Annotated in this window: 16 protein-coding genes; 8 read left to right on the forward strand and 8 right to left on the reverse strand. The window is 61.3% G+C overall.

What is annotated here, in order from left to right:
• Positions 1-244 precede the first annotated feature (244 nt).
• Positions 245-2257, forward strand: a complete 2013-nt coding sequence (locus SynA1560_RS10765) for a hypothetical protein (RefSeq protein WP_186469265.1) — start codon at positions 245-247, stop codon at positions 2255-2257.
• A gap of 8 nt (positions 2258-2265) precedes the next feature.
• Here the strand turns inward: SynA1560_RS10765 and SynA1560_RS10770 are convergent, their stop codons facing one another.
• The gene (locus SynA1560_RS10770) at positions 2266-2844 is read right to left on the reverse strand and encodes a ferric reductase-like transmembrane domain-containing protein (protein ID WP_370523157.1); all 579 of its coding nucleotides are present in this window, start codon (positions 2842-2844) and stop codon (positions 2266-2268) included.
• Positions 2845-2983: 139 nt separating this feature from the next.
• On the reverse strand, positions 2984-3991 hold the full coding sequence (pheS, locus tag SynA1560_RS10775; protein WP_186500494.1) for a phenylalanine--tRNA ligase subunit alpha: 1008 nt from the start codon (positions 3989-3991) through the stop codon (positions 2984-2986).
• A gap of 74 nt (positions 3992-4065) precedes the next feature.
• Here pheS and surE point away from each other — a divergent pair, with 74 nt between their 5' ends.
• A complete protein-coding gene (gene surE / locus SynA1560_RS10780; protein WP_186469268.1) occupies positions 4066-4875 on the forward strand; it encodes a 5'/3'-nucleotidase SurE in 810 nt (269 codons plus the stop codon).
• Here the strand turns inward: surE and SynA1560_RS10785 are convergent.
• Entirely contained in the window at positions 4860-5420 is a 561-nt protein-coding gene (locus tag SynA1560_RS10785; protein ID WP_186469269.1) for a DUF3611 family protein, read from the reverse strand. The genes surE and SynA1560_RS10785 overlap by 16 nt on opposite strands.
• A 59-nt stretch (positions 5421-5479) precedes the next feature.
• Between SynA1560_RS10785 and SynA1560_RS10790 the strand changes: the two genes are divergently transcribed.
• From SynA1560_RS10790 to SynA1560_RS10815, 6 genes are all read left to right on the forward strand, one after another.
• Entirely contained in the window at positions 5480-6406 is a 927-nt protein-coding gene (locus SynA1560_RS10790; RefSeq protein ID WP_186501660.1) for a bifunctional riboflavin kinase/FAD synthetase, read from the forward strand.
• 136 nt (positions 6407-6542) lie between these two features.
• Positions 6543-7604, forward strand: a complete 1062-nt coding sequence (locus SynA1560_RS10795; protein ID WP_186500495.1) for a thiamine phosphate synthase — start codon at positions 6543-6545, stop codon at positions 7602-7604.
• 59 nt (positions 7605-7663) lie between these two features.
• Positions 7664-7870 carry a sulfur carrier protein ThiS gene (thiS, locus tag SynA1560_RS10800; protein ID WP_186500496.1) on the forward strand — a complete coding sequence of 69 codons (207 nt, stop codon included), beginning with the start codon at positions 7664-7666 and terminating at the stop codon, positions 7868-7870.
• Between the two features lie 25 nt (positions 7871-7895).
• Positions 7896-8858, forward strand: a complete 963-nt coding sequence (locus SynA1560_RS10805; RefSeq protein WP_255476936.1) for a DUF1517 domain-containing protein — start codon at positions 7896-7898, stop codon at positions 8856-8858.
• A gap of 94 nt (positions 8859-8952) precedes the next feature.
• Positions 8953-9123, forward strand: coding sequence for a hypothetical protein (locus SynA1560_RS10810; RefSeq protein WP_186471248.1), 171 nt, complete (start codon positions 8953-8955; stop codon positions 9121-9123).
• 98 nt (positions 9124-9221) lie between these two features.
• Positions 9222-9401: a hypothetical protein gene (locus SynA1560_RS10815; RefSeq protein ID WP_186469273.1), complete on the forward strand. Its 180-nt coding sequence runs from the start codon at positions 9222-9224 to the stop codon at positions 9399-9401.
• Here the strand turns inward: SynA1560_RS10815 and larB are convergent.
• From larB to SynA1560_RS10835, 5 genes are read right to left on the reverse strand one after another with little or no spacing between them, the layout of a single operon-like run.
• On the reverse strand, positions 9395-10087 hold the full coding sequence (gene larB, locus SynA1560_RS10820; protein ID WP_186500498.1) for a nickel pincer cofactor biosynthesis protein LarB: 693 nt from the start codon (positions 10085-10087) through the stop codon (positions 9395-9397). The genes SynA1560_RS10815 and larB overlap by 7 nt on opposite strands.
• Positions 10084-10524 carry a TIGR03792 family protein gene (locus tag SynA1560_RS10825; protein ID WP_186500499.1) on the reverse strand — a complete coding sequence of 147 codons (441 nt, stop codon included), beginning with the start codon at positions 10522-10524 and terminating at the stop codon, positions 10084-10086. The genes larB and SynA1560_RS10825 overlap by 4 nt, the downstream gene beginning before the upstream one ends.
• The gene (gene ispF / locus SynA1560_RS13860; RefSeq protein WP_255476937.1) at positions 10521-11006 is read right to left on the reverse strand and encodes a 2-C-methyl-D-erythritol 2,4-cyclodiphosphate synthase; all 486 of its coding nucleotides are present in this window, start codon (positions 11004-11006) and stop codon (positions 10521-10523) included. The genes SynA1560_RS10825 and ispF overlap by 4 nt, the downstream gene beginning before the upstream one ends.
• A 12-nt stretch (positions 11007-11018) precedes the next feature.
• The gene (gene trmD, locus SynA1560_RS13865; RefSeq protein ID WP_255476938.1) at positions 11019-11747 is read right to left on the reverse strand and encodes a tRNA (guanosine(37)-N1)-methyltransferase TrmD; all 729 of its coding nucleotides are present in this window, start codon (positions 11745-11747) and stop codon (positions 11019-11021) included.
• 4 nt (positions 11748-11751) lie between these two features.
• Positions 11752-12219: a phycobiliprotein lyase gene (locus SynA1560_RS10835; protein ID WP_186469276.1), complete on the reverse strand. Its 468-nt coding sequence runs from the start codon at positions 12217-12219 to the stop codon at positions 11752-11754.
• Positions 12220-12254 lie beyond the last annotated feature (35 nt).

A 12254-nucleotide genomic window follows, 5' to 3' on the forward strand; every position in this document is an offset into this window, starting at 1 on the left:
GCCCGATCAGTTTATGAGAACACTTCGTCTCTCGACCACAGACTAAGGATTTGTGATTCAGCGCCAGCAGGAACGCAGCAGTGACGCAAGAGGCGCCCACTGAGGGCGCACCTCCGCCGAAGTGTCGACAGCGAGCCTCGTCCCATGGTGCACCCATCCGCCCGTGATTTCGATCGAAGTGTCGACCAACTCGTCATTTCATGTCTATGAAAGAAAAAGCACCGTCCTCGAAGCAGCGACCTCCATGCAAGCCCTTAAAACCCTTGGACGCGCCCTCGCCCTGAGTGCATTGGCTGTCGGGGCAGCAACAGGATCTGTCGAAGCCCTAGGGCATTCAACATTGAAAGGGCAGATCTCCCTGAAAGGTCAGCCGGTGAGCGGCTCATCCATCACCCTCTGGCAAACCCAGGCCGGCCAATCCCCCAAACAACTGAGCACCCATCGCTCGACCAAAAGCGGTGCGTTCAGTGTCAAGGTTCGAGCCACGCCAGGGGTCGTCCACTACCTCGTGGCCCAGGGGGGCGAGATCGGCGGATCCAGCGCCGACCAGCTCACCATGCTCACGGTGCTCGGAGGAGATGAGAATCAGCAGGTGGCCATCAACGAGCTCACCACCGTTGGATCCGTTTGGCCCAATGCGCAGTTGCTTAAAGGCACAGCGTTGGAGGGGAGCCAAAGCGCTTTAACGATCGGTTCGAGCCAAGTTGAGAACCTGGTGGATCAGAGCACAGGTCGCTTTGGTGCAACGTTGCTGAAAAGCACCAACCTGCTGAATTCCGAAACCGCGGCTCGGATGAATGTGCTCTCAGATCTGGTTGCTTTGTGCGGGCAACCGCAGCAATCGCAAGGGTGCTATCAGCTGCTAGCACTGACGAATTCAGAGAACACGCTCTCGGCAATGACATCCATTGCCCGTCAACCCTGGAAGAACACCAGCGCGCTCTATGAGCTGTTCCAAAGCTCCTACCCGATCAACCAAGCCACGCAGCTGCGCACAACAGCTACGGCTCCCTATCTGCTGTTTCAACCCAAAAGCTTTTCCCTTTCCCTGGTTTTCGACGGTGGCGGCGCTTTAGCCCTCGGGAAGTTGATGTTTGACGGAAAAGGAAGCATGTGGAGTGGAACCAACTGGATGCCAGGCTCTCAATCCGGCGTGGTGAACAACATCGGCGGCGGCATGACCCACTTCGGCCCCGGTGGCACTCCCCTCTCACCCGCCATTAGCGGCTACAACGGCCAAGGCATCAACGGTGTGGGCTGGGGGACTGGAGTCTCAGACAAATACGCCTGGGTTGGTGCGTTCAACAATAGGGTCGGGGTGTTTGATCTCAAAAACGGCAACGCCCTCGGACCAGCCACCATTGACGGGGAAGTGGGTCAACTTCAAGGCGTCGCCACGGCGCGCAATGGCGACGTTTGGATCGCCGACAACACGGGTAACCACATGATTCAGTTCCCCGGTGGTGATTACACCCAAGGGAAGCGCCACATCATTGATGGACTGCAAGCCCCCTTCGGTGTCGCCGTTGACGCTCGGAACAGAGTCTGGGTGAGCAGCAGTTACAACAACAAACTCACCGTGTTTCCAGGGGACGCTCCTGATCAGGCCAAAACAATCGAAGTGAACCTTGGGGCGCGTGGTGTGGCTATTGACTCAACAGGGCACGTTTGGATTGCCCAACAATCCAATTCACCTCAAGGAGCACTTCCTCCAGGCGGAAAAATGCCACCCAATATCCCCGCCAACGCACCACAACCCAAAACCATCATGCAAGAGTTTGAGGCGGGTGCTGAGTTCTATCTCTACAACCCCAACCTCACTCAGGCTGGGATGGTTGGTTTGATTGCACCCGATCTAACAGTGGTGAAGCAAAACATCGCCAAGGGCACCGCGTATGTTCCCTGGGGAGTGACAATTGACGGCAACGACAATGTCTGGGTCGGTAATTTGTATGGTCAAAGCTTGATTCACATCTGCGGCATCAATCCCGCCAATTGCCCTGAAGGAAAAACCACTGGCGATGTGATTCACAACTACCAGAGTGGTGTCATTCAAATCACCACCGATGTGATCATTGATGATGCTGGAAACCTTTGGAGTGCCAACAACTGGTTCGATGGTGATGTTGTCATCAACCCCACCTACACAGGCCGCACCTCCACATTTGGAGGGGGTCAAGGATTCGTTGTGACCTATGGCGTCGCTGGACCGGTTCAAAACCCCCTGATCGGGCCTGTACGCAGGCCCAATTTTTAAAGGATTGATTAGCCAACAGGGCTCAACGGTCTGTTGGGCCTGAGGTGACCAATCCAGCGGATCACCAGAAGAAGCACGGTGAATCCAAGGAAGGGAGCATAAAAATCAGTGGGGCCCTGCTTGATGTGGCTCACATAGGTGAGAAAAAATTGAGCCCAGAGCCAATAGGAGCCGATGACGTGCAGTCGCTTCCAGTGCTTCATCCCCATCCACCGCTGGGCGGCATTGGATGACGTCAGTGCCATCAGGGCAACAAAGAAATAGCCGACCCCTCCTAGCAGCCACTTGCCAGCCGACTGCTCACTGAGAAAGGGATCAGGGAAGTCAAACGACATTGTCACGATCAACGCCAGGTGAATCGCATGGGAGGACGCGAAACTCAACCCAATCCAACGCCGGTTTTGAAGCATCCATCGACTGGCAGTCGATGGCCAGAGGCGATGCACACTCGAAGCCACAAAAGCCATCGAAAACAGTGCCAGGGAACTTCGGCCAGTGGCATCAATTCCTGCCTTCACTGAGGTTGCCGTCCAACCAGAAACACCGAAATGCAAACCAAGCCCGGCTCCGATGACGAGGGTGGCCAAGGCCGTCAGCCGCCATCCAAGACGTGCCATTGAGATTCACACAAAGGTCATTTCTAGGTGAATCGCTCAGTAATGCCAATGGACGTCAACAGCGAACCTGAGACGCATAAATGAGATCGAAACGAACGATGAACGCCGCTTAAAACTGCTCAAGAAAGCGCAAATCACTGGTGTAAAGGCGGCGGATGTCATCAATGCCATGGCGCACCATGCAGAACCGCTCCACACCCAGGCCGGCCGCAAAACCGCTGTAACGCTCGGTATCCAGACCCAGACCCTCCAGCACAGCAGGATCGACCATGCCACAGCCCATCACTTCCAGCCAGCGGCCACGCCATTGCACATCCACCTCTGCGGAAGGCTCGGTGAAGGGGAAATAGCTGGCACGGAACCGCACCGGCAGATCACCGAAGAAGGCCTTGAGAAAGGCCATCACCGTGCCGCGCAGGTGGCTGAAATCCAAACCCTCATCGATCGCGAGCACCTCCACCTGGTGAAACACAGGGGAATGGGTGGCATCCACCGCATCACGGCGATACACGCGGCCGGGAGCCACGATCCTTACCGGTGGTGCGTTGTTCTCAAGATGGCGGATCTGCACCGGTGAGGTGTGGGTGCGCAGCAGCAGGTTGTCTTTCAAATAAAAGGTGTCCTGCATGTCCCGGGCCGGATGGTCCGGTGGAATGTTCAGCGCGGTGAAATTGTGATGGTCGGTTTCCACCTCTGGGCCTTCCTCCACCTGATATCCCAGTCCGCAGAACAGATCAACGATCTCCTCTGTGGTGGAGATCAGGGGGTGACGGTGCCCCATCGGTGTTCCCTGGGCGGTCGCTGTGACATCCAGGGTTTCGGCAGCGATGCGCGCCTCCATGGCGGCCTGTTTCACCGCCTGCAAACGATCACCCAGCAATGACTGCACTTGGGTCTTGAGCACGTTCGCCCGCTGCCCCACCAAAGGCCGTTCATTGCCAGGCAACTTGCCCATCGCACCAAGCACACCGGAGAGCCGGCCCTTCTTGCCGAGCAAGCCGACACGCAACTGCTCAAGCGCCTCGGCATCCGCAGCTGCTGCAATGGCTTCGGCGGCCTCAGCTTCCAGCGCATCGAGCTGATCGGTGAGCTGCTGCAGGGTGATGGTGGCGCTCACGGCTTTGGGAAGACGGCAGCTGACTGTAAGCAGTGGTCACGACTAGGTTCGCCCCACAGGCTCTTGCAACCCCGATGGCCCCGCTGAGGATCCTGATCAGCAATGACGACGGCGTGTTTGCCGACGGCATCAAAGCCCTGGCCTTAGCCGCCGCCGGCCGTGGCCACCAAGTGACAGTGGTCTGTCCTGACAAAGAGCGCTCCGCCACTGGCCACGGGCTCACCCTGCAGCAACCGATCCGAGCCGAGCGCGCTGACCAGTTGTTTGGCAACGGCATCACCGCCTGGGCCTGCAGCGGCACACCAGCTGATTGTGTGAAGTTGGCACTGTTCGAACTTTTGGATGCACCACCAGACCTGGTGCTTTCGGGCATCAACCACGGTCCCAATCTCGGCACCGACGTGTTCTGTTCCGGCACCGTGGCTGCTGCCATGGAGGGCACGCTCGAGCAGCGGCCCGCCATGGCTGTGAGCAGCGCCTGCTTCAAGTGGCGCGATTTCGAGGGGGCCGCACAGATTGCTGTTGACGCCGCCGAATCAGCACTCCGGGAAGGCTGGCCAGAGAACCTCCTGCTCAATCTCAACCTGCCGCCCTGCAGGGCGGAGACCATGGGACCGATGCGCTGGACTCGTCTGTCGATCCGTCGTTACGACGAACAGTTCAGCCCACGCAAAGACCCCCAGGGACGCACGTATTACTGGCTCGCCGGTGAAGTGGTGGAAGATCTGGAATCAGGCGGCGACGGCCCCCGTGATTGGCCCACGGATGTGGCTCAGATCGAAGCGAACGCCCCGTCACTCACCCCCATCCAGCCAGAGCTGTTCTGGCGCGGCTCCCTGGGCAGCCTTCCGCAACTGGAATTAGGAGGTCAGCGAGTGCGGTAAATCCGCTGCAGCAACCACAGCGAGAACAACAAGCCGATCAGGTGCGCGAACAACACCTGGGTGTTGCTCAACACCGAAAGCATCTCCAGCGAGGTGATTGCCAGGTTTTCAGCCACTCCCTGGCCACCAATGGCAATGCCGGGGGTCTGCTGGGACGCTTGAACAAACAAGGCACCCGCGAGCGACTGATACCCCACTGCCGCGAACACCAAGCCGAGCAGATCGGCCAAGATTCCGCGCTTGATCAACCGACTGGCTTCGCCCCGGCTGGGACGCGCCCCACTGTCGAGTGCGCGACCTAGGCGCACGATCAGCCATCCCTGCCAGAGGCTGAACAGCAGCACCAAAAACGACAGGGTGGTGAGCGACAGGCCAGGGCTCAGGCCCACAGCCCGATCGGCATTGCGGGAGAGGCTGCCGCCGATGTTGTTGAACATCAGCACCCCGACCACCACCACGCCGAGGGCGGTCTGAATCCAGAAGCGGATCCAAGCGGTGCGGCGCAGGCCGAGGGCCAGCAACTGGAAGTCGAGCCGATCAGCCATGCGGGCGTGGAGGTCTGTCGTCCAAACTTGCCATCAACCACCGCACCGTGCACGGCCCGTTGATCCCTCTCTGCTCGCCACAGCAGGCCTGCAAGTCCACCGCCCTTGCTCTGGGCAGCTTCGATGGCCTGCATGCCGGACACCGGCGGGTGATCGATGCCGTGTGCCGCGAGCCGGCCGGCGGCATCCCCACCGTGGTGAGCTTCTGGCCTCACCCCCGAGAGGTGCTGCATGGGGAGCCAAGACTGCGCCTCGACCTGCCTGAGGAAAAACTGGATCTTCTGGCCCCCCTGGGCATCCAGCAACTGGTGCTGGTGCCCTTCAACCGGGAGCTGGCGCAGCTGAGTGCCAGCCGCTTCGTGGAGGAGATGCTGATCGGAACTCTGCAGGCACGTCACATCGCTGTGGGGGCCAACTTCCGCTTTGGCCGCGGTCGCGAAGGCGGAGCCGAAACATTGAAGGCGCTGGCGGAAGCCGCCGGCGTGCGTGTGACCGTCGTGCCGATCCTGGAGGATCCAGGTGGCCGTATGAGCAGCAGCCGGATTCGCCAGGCCCTCAGCGAGGGTGACCTGATCACTGCGCGCGAGCTGCTCCAGCGGGCCTATCAATTTCAGGGAACCGTCGTTCAGGGCCGAGGCCTTGGCCATCAGCTCGGCTGGCCCACCGCCAATCTTCAGGTGGATGGGCGCAAGTTTTTACCGGGACTGGGGGTGTACGCGGCCTGGGCCTGGGTGGATGGTGAAAACGCTGCATTGCCCGCCGTAATGAACCTCGGACCGCAACCCACCGTCGACCCCGACTCGCCCTCCGCCGTGGAGGTGCATCTGCTCGACACAAGGCGGGACCTAGAGGGGCGCACCCTCAGGGTGGAGCCCGTGGAACGGCTGCGGGGCCAGTGCCGCTTTTCTGGCCTGGAGGAACTCAGTGCGCAGATCAGTCGCGATGCCCAGCAGGCACGAGAGCGACTTCAGGAAACGGCGGGGTAAGCGTTGGACAACCCCCAAACGATGAAGACGCCGATGCTGCCAAGCAGGATGATTCCCCAGACCAGCACGTGCATCGTGCTTTCAGATCCACCGTTCTCCATCGCCGCCCCAGGCATGAGATTCTGCCCAGAGTGCCATGGAACCGATGCCTGTCGCCCCCAGCACTGAGCCACGTGTTGCAAGGCTGATCGACGCCAACCTGGACAGGGCCCGTGAGGGACTGCGGGTGATCGAGGACTGGTGCCGCTTCGGGCTGGACCGCGAGGACCTTGTGGTGCCCCTGAAAGATTGGCGCCAGCAGCTCGGATTGCTGCATGCGGATTTGTATCGGCAGGCACGCTCCACCGCCACCGACACCGCTGCTGGCCTCAGCCACCCAGCGCAGCAGACACGCACGGACAGCAGCCAAGTGGTGAAGGCCAATGCCAGTCGTGTGCAGGAAGCCCTACGGGTGATCGAGGAGTTTGCCCGCACCACTGACGCCCCCCTGGCCGCCACAGCAGCCACGGTGCGTTACGCCCTCTATGACCTTGAAGTGCGCATCCTTGAGGCCTGCGCTTACAACCATCGACGCCAGCAGTTGGAGAAGGCCAAGCTCTGCTTGATCACCGACCCGGGTCTTGATGGCAACAGCAGCGCGATGCTGAAGCGGGTGGAGGCGGCTTTGAACGCTGGCATCACCCTGGTGCAATACCGGAGAAAGCAGGGCGACGATCGGTTGCGACTGCAGGAGGCCAGGCAACTCGCTGAGTTGTGCCGCCGTCACCGAGCCCTGTTCATCGTCAACGACCGCATCGATCTTGCACTCCTGGTGAATGCCGATGGCGTGCATCTCGGCCAAGACGACCTGCCCCATGCAGAAGCGCGTGAGCTGCTGGGTAGCGACAAGCTGATTGGTCGCAGCACCCACCGGCTTGAGCATCTGATGAAGGCCCAAGACGACGGTGCTGACTACGTCGGAGTTGGGCCTGTGTTTGCCACCCGCACCAAAGCCGGCCGGACCCCTGCAGGACTCGATTGGGTGCGCAATGCCCATGCGGCCGCCACGGTGCCCTGGTTCGCCATCGGTGGCATTGACACCAGCACGATTGCCGAAGTTCGTGCGGCCGGCGCCTCCCGCGTTGCCGTAGTGAGCGCGATCATGGCGGCTGATGACCCTGTAGAGGCCAGCCAGCAGCTGCTCCACCAGCTCGCCTGAGCTGGCCCTTCACGGCTGCATACCCCTTTTCCTGCTCCATCCTCCCTCAGGTCCGACCCATGCAGCTCAAGGTGAATGGTGAACAGCGCAATCTCGATGCAGGCCTGACACGCCTCAACCAAGTGATCGAAGCCCTCGGCCATCACCCCAAGTTGGTGGTGGTGGAATTCAACGGGTTGATCCTCACGCCGGATCTCTGGGCGCAGCAGACTGTAAAGGATGGTGACAGCCTCGAGATCGTCACCATCGTGGGCGGGGGTTCCTAGAGTCTTTAAAGCTCTTCCCGCTGTTTTGGCCGATTCGCCGAACCGCTCGACCCGTCGTCTGCTGCGCCGTTGGCTTTCGGGCCTGATGGTGCCTGTGCTCCTGATTGGACTGCTGGTGCTGATGCCACAGCCCAGCGAAGCAGCACGGGGTGGCCGCATCGGAGGTGGCAGCTTCCGCGCTCCCTCGATGCCGCGAAGCGGCGGCTACGGAGGTGGTGGCATGGGCGGTGGCTACAGCCGCGGTTACGGCGGCGGCGGCTTCGGTTTCCCTTTCATCATTCCGATCTTTGGCCTCGGTGGCGGCGGCCTGCTGCCCTTCTTGTTGCTAATGGGCATCGTGGGGGTTCTGGTGAATGCGGCGCGGGGTGCAGGATCCGGGAGCCGCGTCGCCGTCGGTGGCTATGACAATCCACGCGAAATCTCCGGTGGTCCGGTCTCGCTGCTGCAGCTCCAGATGGGCCTTCTGGCCAGTGCCAAGGATTTGCAAACCGACCTGCGACAGCTGGCGGCCAGTGCTGACACCAGCAGCTCCTCTGGACTGCAACGGGTCCTGCAGGACACCACCTTGGCCTTACTGCGGCAACCCGACCTCTGGGTTTACGCCAATGTGGAATCAGGCAGCGTTCCGTTCAATGCAGCGGAATCCACCTTCAACCGTCTGTCGATGACCGAGCGCAGCAAGTTGCGCGAAGAACTCACAACCAATGTTGGTGGTGTTCGCTCATCCGCAGCGACACTGAGCAGTCGCGGCGATGCCGATGCCACCAACGAATTCATCGTGGTGACCGTGCTGGTGGCCAGCCGTCAGGCGGTGAACCTGAAAAAAGCCGACACCAGCGAACAACTGCGCGAATCACTGCGCATCCTCGGCTCAACCGCCTCCAGTGACCTCATGGCTCTGGAAGTGATCTGGCAACCCGATGGCTCAGGAGATGTGCTCAGCGCCGAAGAACTCGTCACGGCCTATCCAAACCTTCAACACCTTTGAATCTCCCTTCAGAAAGCCTTCGGATTCCAAGGAATTTCTTTGCATTCACGACTGCAATCTGTCGATACGTTGAATCCGTTTCGACAGATTGATTGTGATTGCCGCGGCTTCACCCCCTGATCCCCGTGTGATGCAGTGGCAGTCCAACGGGGAACTCGACCGTCGTGATCTATTTGATTTGCTGCGCATCCTTCAGACCGTGGAGCCGCCGATTCACAGCGATGAGCTGTCACGGCTAGGTGCCAAATGCAGTGTCAGCAGCTGATCCGGAGAACTGACCCGACACTCTGATCCGGAACCTCGACCGTCCCCCCTTGCTGCCTTCGTGGCGCTCCCCCATCCTGCAGAGATCGCACGGATTGCATGGCCGCTCGATCTCCGCACTGGGTGAATTCAACGGTGCTGATGGAAGCCCTGCAGCGCTATGAGCAGAACACCCTTCCCAGGTCCATGCGCCTGTGGGTGGAAGCAACGCTGGAGCTGGATCCCACCCAGCCGAGCCAAGCGATGATGCCGGGCCAGGCTCACCCTCCTGCTCACTGAGCGCGACTCGCCTCATCGCCACTGCCTTGTAACCCACGGCCCAGGAGGATGCGCAATGCGGCCATGGCAGCGCCATAGCCATTGTCGATATTGACCACACTCAGGCCTGGAGCGCAGCTGGCCAGCATCCCGTCGAGAGCGGCACGACCACCAGCGCTGACGCCATAGCCCACCGACACCGGCACACCAATCACAGGCTGCGGCACCAAGCCGGCAAGCACCGTGGGCAGGGCACCCTCCATGCCTGCGCAGGCGATCAGCACCGGCACCGCTTCGAGATCGGGCAACACCGCCAGCAAGCGATGCAAACCCGCCACGCCCACATCGAGGAAGGGCACGCTGCTGACGCCATGCACTCGCAACGCCAGCGCAGCCTCCTCCGCCACGCGGCGATCACTGGTGCCGCCACTGAGCACCGCCACCAACGGCTTGCCATCGCCTGGCGGCAGCTTGCCCAGGGTGAGGCAAGAGGCAGCCGCATGCACCTGAACCTCGGGGCAGCGGGCCTGCACGTCCGCAGCCTTCACGGGATCCACACGCGTCACAAACGCCAGTTCACCAGCGTGGTGCATGGTCTTGAGGATGGTCGCAATCTGAGCGGCAGTTTTGTGCTCACCCCAGACGGCCTCCACCATGCCGAGCCGCCGGCGGCGTTGCAGGTCCAATCGCGCCTCAAGTGCACTCACGCCGGCAGCAACTCGCCTTCAAACACCAAAGGGAACGGATTGCCCTCGGATTGACCGGTGGCCTCACGGGCCAGGCTTTCAAAGCGCTGCTGAACCGCTTCCACCTCCTCAACGGGGATCGCTTTCCAGGCATCCCGGCTGCTCCAACGGATCAGCAAGGTGCCTTCCTCGCTGTTGGGATCCCAAAGCAGATCCCGACCCAGGAACCCTGGCTGTTGCGCAAGCCAGGGTTCCCAGCTGCCGCGCTCGGCGTCCAGCCAGGCCTGACGGTCCTGACGCGGAACCTGAATGCGCAGATGCTCGATCACAGCGACATCAATATGACCATCCGAACTGGACAACGCTTCAGCGCGACGATCGCCAAGACCTGAAAGCAGAACCAACACCGCCAGGCAGCACCCAACCACCGTAGAGAGACCTCTGCGCAGACGCGTCATGGCTTGCTCAGCAGAACCACAGCGTGGCAGGAGATGCCCTCCTCCCGTCCTTCAGGTCCCAGGGTCTCGTTGGTGGTGGCTTTGACCCCCACCTGATCGGGCGCGAGTCCCATGCTCTCAGCGATGGCGGTACGCATGGCCTCGATGTGGGGCTTGAGTTTGGGGCGTTCTGCGATTACGACGCTATCCACATTCACCACCTCCCAGCCACGGTCTTTCACAAGAGCCATCACCTGCTTCAGCAGCACCAAACTGTCGGCCCCTTTCCACTGGGGATCAGTCGGGGGGAAGTATTTGCCGATATCTCCTAGGGACAGCGCTCCCAGTAAGGCATCCATGACGGCATGCACGAGCACATCGGCATCACTGTGGCCGTCCAGACCAAGACCGTCGGGATGCGACAGGCACTGACCACCCAGGATCAGCGGACGCCCCTGAACGAGGCGGTGGATGTCATAGCCATTGCCAATGCGGAGATTCATGCGCGCGCTCGTTCAGGTCGTGGCTCCGGGGTCATTCTCGGCATCGGTGCGTTGCTTCCAGCGCTCCAGCAAATCCGGTCGGCGTTCAGCCGTGCGCTGCTCCCGTTGCTGCTGGCGCCAGCGGGCGATGGCGCCATGGTCGCCACTGCGCAGCACATCCGGCACGGTCATCCCCCGGAACTCAGCCGGGCGCGTGTAGTGAGGATGCTCCAGCAGCCAATCGCTGTGGCTTTCCTCCACCAGCGATGCCGCGGTGCCGACCGTGCCCGGCAGCAGACGCACCACACCGTTGATGATCGTCATCGCTGGCAGCTCACCACCGGTGAGCACGAAATCCCCTAGCGACACCTCTTCATCCGCCAGAGAACGGATGCGTTCGTCGAAGCCTTCGTAGTGGCCGCATAGCAGGACCAACTGGTCATGGTTCGCTGCCCAGCGCTGCAGGTCGGACTGGCGCAGCGGTCGGCCCTGAGGCGTCATCAGCAACACACGCCGCTTCGGATGCACGGGAATCGATTCGAAGGCGGCAAACACCGGTTCGGGCTTGAGCACCATGCCGGCGCCACCGCCGTAGGGCTCATCGTCGACCTTGCGGTAGCGATCGGTGGCGTGATCGCGGGGATTGTGCAGATAAAGCTCGGCGCGACTGGCGGCAAAGGCCCGACCGATCACCCCCAGCTCCTGCAAGGGAGCGAACGCCTGCGGAGCGAGGCTCACCACATCCAGGCGATACGCGCTCACCAGATCAGGCCTGGGGTGCTGAGACACGCCGGATCTCGGAGCAGAAGCGCGCCTGCAGCGGTGTGCCATCGGCGGCCAGTGCTGTGGTGCTGCGCAACCGCAGGTTCGGCTTGATGAACCAGATGCGCTCCAGCACCTTCGCCTCTGCCTGGCCATCGCCAAGCTCCAGCTCGACACTGGCATCGGGCCGGAACTGCCAGCGGCCGTCGCGAGACCCCTCTCCAGACGTCACGGCCAGAGCACCGTCCGGGGTGAACTGCAGCGCACTGCTCGGTCCTTCAGCCGGCTGCACCGCCAGCACCGAAGCACCGTCCTGATCACGGAAGGTCACCGTTACCTCGCCGCGATCACTGGCATGCCAGTCGTCGTCGGACCCCTTGAAATCAAAGCGACTGCGCAGGCTCATCCAACGGCCTTCGCACAGCTGCAGAAAAGCCTTGAGATCGGCTGGAGGGAAAGCGGTTTCATCCATGGACCCATCCTCGCAGGACACGGCGCAAGACACCG

The sequence above is a fragment of the Synechococcus sp. A15-60 genome (genome assembly GCF_014280095.1).
Taxonomy (GTDB): Bacteria; Cyanobacteriota; Cyanobacteriia; order PCC-6307; family Cyanobiaceae; genus Synechococcus_C.

Bases quoted from the DNA above. Each gene is read 5' to 3' on its own strand.
- SynA1560_RS10815 (WP_186469273.1), top strand. From the start codon at position 9,222: ATGGCCGCTCGATCTCCGCACTGGGTGAATTCAACGGTGCTGATGGAA.
- SynA1560_RS10785 (WP_186469269.1), bottom strand. From the start codon at position 5,420: ATGGCTGATCGGCTCGACTTCCAGTTGCTGGCCCTCGGCCTGCGCCGC.
- SynA1560_RS10765 (WP_186469265.1), top strand. From the start codon at position 245: ATGCAAGCCCTTAAAACCCTTGGACGCGCCCTCGCCCTGAGTGCATTG.
- thiS (WP_186500496.1), top strand. From the start codon at position 7,664: ATGCAGCTCAAGGTGAATGGTGAACAGCGCAATCTCGATGCAGGCCTG.
- SynA1560_RS10825 (WP_186500499.1), bottom strand. From the start codon at position 10,524: ATGACGCGTCTGCGCAGAGGTCTCTCTACGGTGGTTGGGTGCTGCCTG.
- SynA1560_RS10835 (WP_186469276.1), bottom strand. From the start codon at position 12,219: ATGGATGAAACCGCTTTCCCTCCAGCCGATCTCAAGGCTTTTCTGCAG.
- surE (WP_186469268.1), top strand. From the start codon at position 4,066: ATGGCCCCGCTGAGGATCCTGATCAGCAATGACGACGGCGTGTTTGCC.
- ispF (WP_255476937.1), bottom strand. From the start codon at position 11,006: ATGAATCTCCGCATTGGCAATGGCTATGACATCCACCGCCTCGTTCAG.
- SynA1560_RS10795 (WP_186500495.1), top strand. From the start codon at position 6,543: ATGGAACCGATGCCTGTCGCCCCCAGCACTGAGCCACGTGTTGCAAGG.